At 56.4% G+C, this 7084-nt stretch carries 6 protein-coding genes; 2 read left to right on the top strand and 4 right to left on the bottom strand.

Translation table 11 applies throughout. The annotated features are described in order from the left end of the window. Positions 1-45: 45 nt before the first annotated feature. Entirely contained in the window at positions 46-243 is a 198-nt protein-coding gene (locus tag NCN04_RS10760; RefSeq protein WP_502988758.1) for a DUF8642 family protein, read from the top strand. 619 nt (positions 244-862) lie between these two features. On the opposite strand, the gene NCN04_RS05755 is transcribed toward NCN04_RS10760, so the two are convergent. The 4 genes from NCN04_RS05755 to folD form a co-directional block, all read right to left on the bottom strand. Beyond that, complete coding sequence (locus tag NCN04_RS05755; RefSeq protein WP_048346229.1) at positions 863-2344, bottom strand: AAA family ATPase; 1482 nt, start codon at positions 2342-2344, stop codon at positions 863-865. Then, positions 2341-2826, bottom strand: a complete 486-nt coding sequence (locus NCN04_RS05750; protein WP_048348083.1) for a divergent PAP2 family protein — start codon at positions 2824-2826, stop codon at positions 2341-2343. Before NCN04_RS05750 ends, NCN04_RS05755 begins: the two co-directional genes overlap by 4 nt. A gap of 71 nt (positions 2827-2897) precedes the next feature. Further along, positions 2898-3836: a geranylgeranyl diphosphate synthase CrtE gene (gene crtE / locus NCN04_RS05745; protein WP_048346228.1), complete on the bottom strand. Its 939-nt coding sequence runs from the start codon at positions 3834-3836 to the stop codon at positions 2898-2900. 41 nt (positions 3837-3877) lie between these two features. Further along, complete coding sequence (gene folD / locus NCN04_RS05740) at positions 3878-4759, bottom strand: bifunctional methylenetetrahydrofolate dehydrogenase/methenyltetrahydrofolate cyclohydrolase FolD (protein WP_048346227.1); 882 nt, start codon at positions 4757-4759, stop codon at positions 3878-3880. A gap of 71 nt (positions 4760-4830) precedes the next feature. On the opposite strand from folD, the gene NCN04_RS05735 reads away from it, so the two are divergent. Continuing rightward, positions 4831-6936 (top strand): HDIG domain-containing metalloprotein, encoded by a 2106-nt coding sequence (locus NCN04_RS05735; protein ID WP_250395456.1) that lies wholly within the window; start codon positions 4831-4833, stop codon positions 6934-6936. The last annotated feature ends 148 nt before the right edge of the window (positions 6937-7084 follow it).

The following is a 7084-nucleotide window of genomic DNA, read 5'->3' as shown; positions in this document are numbered from 1 at the left end:
AACAAATAAAAATCATTGTAATCAATTCCCACTTGGGAATAAAAAATGAGAGCATTCAAAAATGAACACACCTGCAAATCCATCAGCGAACGATGGGATGCCATTGATGCCTATCTTGAATGCGTTACTAGTTGCGGTCTCAAGGATGGAGTTTGTGTGACAACGTGCATCACAAAGCATCTTGAACCTGGGACTATTTTGGAGGATAGAGAGAGACAGACATTCAATATACCCAAGCATTAATACTTATTCCAAATCCCTCCTTGATAACTTGAATTGTTTTCTACACAACAGCTCCAACCATTCCAGCGATTAAGGCAATCACAACAAAGGTCCAAGCCCAATCAATAGTGAGCTCAATAACCCATTCTTACCCATAACTCAATCAAGACACAAACATCAATCCCAATCCATTCATTACACACAATCCTTGCCGTGAATCACGAAGACCGAAAGCTCGCCAAAGAATGATCTCTATCGTGACTGAGAGATCACCTCAAGAGCGAGCACCTTCGTTGACTTAACACTTGCGAAAAGATTTTCAGATGAGAGCCTTGAATCAGTTAAGACTGTAGAAAGAATCCAGTCTTGACAACCCTTTTGATCGATGAATTTATTGAAATCAGCCAACACTTTAAGCTCGGGGCAATACAGAGGTGACCAAGAGACGTGACAATGCTTTAGATCAGACTTGTTCTGGCATCTTGATACTTTCACGAGCTATAAACATGCATCAGCTCAGGCACAAGATAGCAGATGAACAAGCCCTTGATCCATCCCTCCCAATTACAAATGATGTTGTAGCCACTCACTCGCTTTGCTCTTCCTCATTTTTGTTGTTCGACAGATGAGAACCAACATTTCATTGTTGTTCTTCATTCTTCAGCGCCCGCGTCCAGCGTTCCACCGCTTTGACTGATGATGACCTTCCTGCCATCCAGACCGCCTCTTGGGCCCGACTGACAGCGACATAAGCCAACTGCCGTCGCAGAACAAGGTCCTGCGGCCAGAACACGTCATCAGCAACAAACACCTCTCCAAAACTGCTGCCTTGACTGCGATGAACCGTGAGCACGGCGGCAGGACCCAACGAGGCAAAAGCATCACGGATCAAAAAATACCGGCGCCAAAGCGGCCTCCCGCCTCTCTTTCCCGCATCCCTGGCCTGCGTGCGTAGACCCTGAAGGACCCGATCAAGGCGCTGCCGTGCAGCACTCCCGGAAGGCGGCTGCAAGCGCAAACTGAGTTCTAACTCTCCACTACGGACCTTCGCCGTCACGGTATCGATGACAGGGGCCTCGAATCCAGCGAATGCCATCTGCGTCTCCCCCGCAAACCCAAATTCAGCGAGGTCACAACGTTCCGTGGTGACGTCCTCCACCACCACTTCCCGATTCGAGCCCAGCACCAGATCAGGTTCTTCCCCTGTTTCTGCCCCATCGCGTGAGGCAGGAGCCATCACCGCCGTACGGCTGATCAGGACTTCGCCTGGAAGAACGTCCATCTGGTCGGCCATCTCACCATGAATGGCTCGTCGTGCATGGGGCACCAGTGCATCCAGGGTGCGATTGGTGTAGCAAAGAATGCGTGCTGCATCAGGGTTGTCACAGGCCGCAGCACGACGCAGGCCATCTTGAGCCTGGATCAGCCAAGCCGAGCGATTGAGCACACCCACCTGACCCAATTCACTGCGCAGCGGAGGCATTAATGGCGGCAGCTCACAGGGCAAGCGTCCATCGCGTAAGCAGCTCGCCAGCTGCAGCACAGGACCTTGATGACGAACCACTTGCTTGAGCGACGCAGTGATCGCGCGGTCCATGGAGAACACAGGGCTATCCGCTTCTCCCACGGGGGGAAGCTGGGCCGGATCGCCAACAAACACAAGCCTGGTTTTGAACGGATGAGCGCACTGCAGGGCGACCGACAACAGCGAGCTATCAACCATGGAGGATTCATCGACCAGGACCAGGCCGAGATGTTCCAACGAGGCCGCCGTTTGTTCAGTGGATTCGCACACCTCCCGATCCCCTTGGCGACGCAACTTGAGCCTCAACAGTCGATGGATGGTGGAGGGATACCAAGTGGGGTGAAGCCCCTCTAAATCAAGGGCGTGGCGCAACACACCAACGGCTTTATGGGTGGGAGCGACAACGGTCCAACACAGCCCTGTGGCTTCCACTTGGCGCAACAAACGCATGGAGAGGAAAGTTTTGCCACTACCGGCATAACCGCTCAGCACAAACGGAATTCCTGGGTCTTCGCTTGAAAGCCACCGCTCGAACAAGGCAGCTGCCGTCTGCTGATCGTCGGTGAGGATGGCCTCAGAGGGCTTCTGCCTGCTCACCCGCTAAACAAACCAAACGTTTGGGCCAAATGCAGAGGCGAGCCCACAAAAAAGAGTCCTGGGAGTGCGATCAAAGGTCCCAGCAGACTGCCCACTAAGACCTCCGTGCGGGTGTGACCAAGCCGTTCTTTCAGTGGCTTCTCCGGGGGGTTGGGCCAGAGCGAATCAGGAAGTTCGTTGAGGCGAGCCGCCGTGAATCCTGCCGCCCGGCGCACCCCACTGGCGTCGTACATCACCACAAAAGCAACCGTGGCAGCCAGCGCAAACGCAGGCTGATCAAAACCCATCTGCCAGCCCACTCCAGCGGCGCTACCAGTCACTAATGCCGAGTGACTCGAGGGCATCCCTCCGGTCTCAAACAGCACCGCCGGCCTCCAGCGCTGATGTAGCAGCAATTCCAGGAACAGCTTGGATAACTGTGCCAAGCCGCAGGCCGCCAATCCCCAGGCGAGCACAGCATTATCGAAAATCTGAGCAGGCATAGGCAGGGTCGAGATCACTGTTGAAAACACGGGTGAACCAACGCTTGAAGCCATCGTTGCAATCGCCATGGTCAACAATCCCGACTTGCCACGTAATCGGCGAGAGCCAACAAGGGCGCCGCCTTATCACGCCAAGGTTCAAGCGCGGCCTTGGACTCCCGCACCAACTGCAACGCTTTCTCCCGCGAAGCATCAAGTCCCAAAAGCTTGGGATAGGTCGTTTTATCGGCTAGCAGATCCTTCCCGGCCGTTTTACCGAGCACTTCGCTGCTGGCGGTGACGTCGAGGATGTCGTCAATGATCTGGAAGGCCAACCCAATGCCATTGGCATAGGTGCGCATCGCCTGCAATTGCTCATCATTCGCTCCTCCGATCAGAGCTCCTGTCACCACACAGGCACGCAGCAAAGCCGCAGTCTTGTGGAGGTGGATGTACTCAAGGGTCTCGAGATCAACGGCTTGGCCCTCGGACTCAAGATCAACAACCTGACCTCCGACCAAGCCGGGAGCACCCGAGACAAGAGCTAACTCCCCAACAACCCGCAGCAAGCGATCTGCAGGAACGTTGGCACTGCGCACAGCCACCATTTCAAAAGCGCGGCTGAGCATGGCATCACCGGCAAGGATGGCCATCGCATCGCCATACACCTTGTGGTTTGTGGGACGCCCCCTGCGCAGGTCATCGTTGTCCATGGCCGGCAAGTCGTCGTGAATCAACGACATGGTGTGGATCATTTCCAGAGCCACCGCCGTTGGCATGGCCAGTTCGGACGATCCCCCGACTAATTCACAAGCAGCCAGGCACAAAATCGGGCGCAACCGCTTCCCCCCTGCCAGCAGGGAGTAGCGCATCGCATCACGCAAGGATTCAGGACGCTCAGGTCCCATCGAGGCATCCAGGGCGATCTCCACGCGATCGCGGGAGAGCTTTAGGTAAGCCGCAAAGTCAAACGTAGAGGGGCGCTCACCGGAGGAGGGCACGCTTTCGGGGCTAGTGGCCGCAGCGGACATGGTGAGCGCAGTGCTGATGCAAGTCTCTCAGGCCGAGGGGTTCAAACCACCAAATCAGACAATTCCATTGCAACCTGATGGCGTCGACACCAGGCCACCACAGTGTTGACCAGCAACATCGTGACCGTCATGGGGCCAACCCCTCCAGGGACAGGAGAGAGAGCAGCGGCGACGGGCTCCAACTCATCAGCACGCACATCTCCGCAAAGCCCGCCTTCAGGGCGGCGATGAATGCCGACATCCACCACAACACAACCCGGCGTGATGTGATCTGCACCGATCATTTCAGGCCGACCTGCAGCCACCACAAGAATCTCAGCCTGACGGGTGATCGATTCCAGATGGGGCGTGCGCGAATGGGCCACCGTGACCGTGGCATTCGCCGCCTGAAGCATGAGGGCCATCGGCTGACCCACCAAGATGCTGCGGCCCACCACGACGGCCCGCTTGCCCGCGGGATCGATGCCCTGATCTTGGAGCATCACCATCACGCCTGCGGGTGTGCAACTTCGTGGCCCCTGTTCACCCTTCAACAGGCGCCCGAGATTCAGGGTATGCAATCCATCAGCATCTTTGTTCGGGTCGATTTCAGCCAGCAGCGGGGTCTCATCCAAGCCCTCCGGCAGCGGCAGCTGGAGCAGAATTCCATCCACCCGCTCATCAGCATTGAGTTCGCGAATGGCTTTTAACACCTCCTGCTGCGAGGCATGAGCCGGGAGATGGGAACCGAAGCTCTCCACCCCGATGCGAGCACAGGCCTTCTCCTTGTTGCGCACGTAGACCGCACTGGCGGGATCGTCACCAATTCGGAGCACAGCCAGGCCTGGTGAACGCCCTGCTGATGCAATTCCTTTTTGAATCTGCTGCTGCAACCGCACTTCAAGCTGCGCGGCGAGCTGCTTGCCATCCAGCCTGAGAGCCATCGAGGTCTGTTGACACTCACCCCAGCATGCTTCCTCAGTGGGGCTAGCGTCTGTATCAGTAATCAACAGCTGTGTTCCGATCTCATCCTCTGGCCCAGCTCTGGAGAAGCTGGTTGCGGAGTGAGTCACCGCGACGCCCTGTGCTGCGTTGGAACCGCCTTCAAAAGGCCGGATTGCTTTTCTTTTGCATTGCCGTAGCCCTGGTCTCCAGCTGGCCTTGGCTGGTGGAACCCGACTTACGACCTGGAATTCCAGCACCATCCGATTCGATTGCTCCGAAGGCAGCGCGGGTGGTGGATAGCGAAGCGCTTGAACAAAGACGATCCAGCTTGATGCCCAACACCTTTGTGCAGGTGGTGGATGAGCAGCAATCAAGACTCCTCAAGCTCAGACTTGAACGTCATCTCGCCGAATTGGAACGCGTCGCGAGAAGCCAGAACGTCGACCGAATTGGCCCCGTCAATCTGACCACAGACGAGCAATTTTGGCTGGAAAAACGCTCGCAAAACGATCGCAAAAACTGGGACATGGCGATCCGCAGGGCTGTCGATCGGATGCTCAGTCAAGGGCTTGTGAACACGCTGGCGATTGAACAGCTCCAAAAGGCTTCCTCACTGCAACTCGAAGCTCTGGGAGCTGAGGACGCTCCAGCCAGAACCCTCGGCAGCAAGATCGCCACAACGACGCTTCAAGGAGCTAGCAACCTTCAGACCGATCCCCTGCGCAGTCAAAGACTGATCGAAGAACTGATCACGAAGCAGGGGATTCCAACCATCGAAGTCAAAGCTGGCGATCTAATTACCCGCAAAGGCGAACCGATTAGCTCCCAGGCCTATGACGTGCTCGATTTCTTTGGGCTGATCAATCGCAGTCCCAAGCTGGGGATCTGGTTGTTGCGTTTCACCGAAGCTCTCGCGAGTTGCGGAGTGATGCTGCTTGTGATGAAACGGGAAAGGCCCTGCCTTGAGGCCTCCCATGGGTTTCTGGCAATCGGCCTGCTATTGATCAGCCAATTCAGCAAGATTTGGTTTGGTGCAGCGGTGAGCCCACTGGCGGTGATCGTGCCACCCACTCTGCTTTTAGCTCAAGGCCTCGGAACGACCAGTGGCCTGGCATGGATGGCGGTGAGCTGTTTGCTTTGGCCGACTCCTGTGAGTGGATTGGGCGAAGGCCGGCTGCTGATCACGGCTGCCGTGGCTGCGATCGCCGCCATTCAAGCCGGACGATTACGCAGCCGAGCGCAGTTATTGCAACTGGCCGTGTTGCTGCCACTGGGTGCGTTAGTCGCCGAAATGGTGGTGCTGCGTCAACCCTTTGAAGCCGTGAACCTGTCCTGGACACGGCTCAGACCCGATGCCGGAGAACTTGCATCAGAAGCCCTACTGATGGGTCTGCTGATGATGCTCACGATCCTGCTGATTCCGCTTCTGGAAAGCTCATTCGGACTGCTCACGCGGGCCCGTTTGATGGAACTGGCCGATCAAGAGCGCCCGCTGCTACGCCGGTTGTCATCAGAAGCACCTGGAACGTTTGAGCACACGCTGATGATCTGTGGGTTGGCAGAAGAGGGAGCTCGTGCCATCGGAGCCGATGTGGATCTGATCAAAACAGGATCCCTCTATCACGATGTGGGCAAACTCCATGCCCCGAACTGGTTCATTGAAAATCAAACCACCGGTGAAGAGAATCCACACACCAAATTGAACGACCCGGTCGCGAGTGCCGGAGTTCTCCAAGCCCATGTGGACGAAGGCCTAAAACTGGCCCGGCGCTACCGCTTGCCGCGGCCGATCGCGGATTTCATTCCGGAGCATCAAGGCACCTTGCGCATGGGCTTTTTCCTGCATCAAGCCAAGCAAAAGGATCCAACGGTTTCAGAACACTTATTCCGCTATCGAGGCCCCACTCCTCGCTCGAAAGAAACCGGAATCTTGATGCTGGCTGATGGCTGTGAGGCCGCGTTGCGATCACTCCCCCCCGACACCAGCGACAGAGAGGCGCAAACCACGGTGAAGCGCATCGTGGAAGCGCGCCTATCCGACGGACAACTCAGTCAAAGCAGTCTCAGTCGCGCCGAAGTTGATCTGGTGATGCATGCTTTTGTGCGCGTCTGGAGGCGCATGAGGCACCGACGGATTCCCTACCCAATCCCAGCGAAACGCAGCTTTAGCGCCTAAGCACCTCCTAGGGCCATGGCAGGGGAGAGCGAACCCGAATGCGTTCACCGCTGAATGGGTCAGAAAAGCTCAAGCCAAGCGCATGCAGGTGCAGACGATCCAAAGAAGCGCTCAACCCAGGCGTTGCATAAATCGGATCGCCGATCAC

It is taken from the genome of Synechococcus sp. MU1655, from assembly GCF_023630655.1.
Taxonomy (GTDB): domain Bacteria; phylum Cyanobacteriota; class Cyanobacteriia; order PCC-6307; family Cyanobiaceae; genus Synechococcus_C.
The sequence above is the reverse complement of the archived record's forward strand: the minus strand, read 5'-3'. Positions and strand labels throughout refer to the sequence as shown.